The organism is Planktothrix paucivesiculata PCC 9631 (assembly GCF_900009265.2).
Taxonomy (GTDB): domain Bacteria; phylum Cyanobacteriota; class Cyanobacteriia; order Cyanobacteriales; family Microcoleaceae; genus Planktothrix; species Planktothrix paucivesiculata.
This window is the reverse complement of the sequence record NZ_LR735034.1, coordinates 1-1574: the sequence shown is the minus strand read 5'-3', so window position 1 is coordinate 1574 and position 1574 is coordinate 1. Positions and strand designations below refer to the sequence as shown.

1 rRNA gene is annotated in these 1574 nt (G+C 54.1%); it reads left to right on the top strand.

The window, feature by feature from the left end:
- Nucleotides 1-12 precede the first annotated feature (12 nt).
- Nucleotides 13-1503, top strand: a 16S ribosomal RNA gene (locus tag PL9631_RS25445).
- The last annotated feature ends 71 nt before the right edge of the window (nucleotides 1504-1574 follow it).

Sequence of the window (1574 nt, the reverse complement as noted above, 5' to 3'; positions counted from 1 at the left end):
AACAGATTCTTCAAAATGGAGAGTTTGATCCTGGCTCAGGATGAACGCTGGCGGTCTGCTTAACACATGCAAGTCGAACGGAATCCTTCGGGATTTAGTGGCGGACGGGTGAGTAACACGTAAGAACCTGCCTCTAGGACGGGGACAACAGTTGGAAACGACTGCTAAACCCGGATGAGCCGAAAGGTAAAAGATTTATCGCCTAGAGAGGGGCTTGCGTCTGATTAGCTAGTTGGTAAGGTAAAGGCTTACCAAGGCGACGATCAGTAGCTGGTCTGAGAGGATGATCAGCCACACTGGGACTGAGACACGGCCCAGACTCCTACGGGAGGCAGCAGTGGGGAATTTTCCGCAATGGGCGAAAGCCTGACGGAGCAAGACCGCGTGGGGGAGGAAGGTTCTTGGATTGTCAACCCCTTTTCTCAGGGAAGAACAAAATGACGGTACCTGAGGAAAAAGCATCGGCTAACTCCGTGCCAGCAGCCGCGGTAATACGGGGGATGCAAGCGTTATCCGGAATGATTGGGCGTAAAGAGTCCGTAGGTAGTCATTCAAGTCTGCTGTTAAAGAGCGAGGCTTAACTTCGTAAAGGCAGTGGAAACTGGAAGACTAGAGTGTAGTAGGGGCAGAGGGAATTCCTGGTGTAGCGGTGAAATGCGTAGAGATCAGGAAGAACACCGGTGGCGAAGGCGCTCTGCTGGGCTATAACTGACACTGAGGGACGAAAGCTAGGGGAGCGAATGGGATTAGATACCCCAGTAGTCCTAGCGGTAAACGATGGAAACTAGGTGTGGCCTGTATCGACCCGGGCCGTGCCGAAGCTAACGCGTTAAGTTTCCCGCCTGGGGAGTACGCACGCAAGTGTGAAACTCAAAGGAATTGACGGGGGCCCGCACAAGCGGTGGAGTATGTGGTTTAATTCGATGCAACGCGAAGAACCTTACCAGGACTTGACATCTCTGGAATCCTGCTGAAAGGTGGGAGTGCCGTAAGGAACCAGAAGACAGGTGCTGCATGGCTGTCGTCAGCTCGTGTCGTGAGATGTTGGGTTAAGTCCCGCAACGAGCGCAACCCTCGTCGTTAGTTGCCATCATTAAGTTGGGAACTCTAGCGAGACTGCCGGTGACAAACCGGAGGAAGGTGAGGATGACGTCAAGTCAGCATGGCCCTTACGTCCTGGGCGACACACGTACTACAATGCGAGGGACAGAGAGCAGCCAACCCGCGAGGGAGAGCGAACCTCTTAAACCCTGGCACAGTTCAGATTGCAGGCTGCAACTCGCCTGCATGAAGGAGGAATCGCTAGTAATCGCAGGTCAGCATACTGCGGTGAATCCGTTCCCGGGCCTTGTACACACCGCCCGTCACACCATGGAAGTGAGCCACGCCCGAAGTCATTACTCTAACCCGCAAGGGGGGAGGGTGCCGAAGGCGGGGTTGATGACTGGGGTGAAGTCGTAACAAGGTAGCCGTACCGGAAGGTGTGGCTGGATCACCTCCTTTTAGGGAGACCTACTTTTGAGTCGAGTGCCCAATCCAAAAATACAGCACCCTCAAAAGTCATCCCAGGTCGT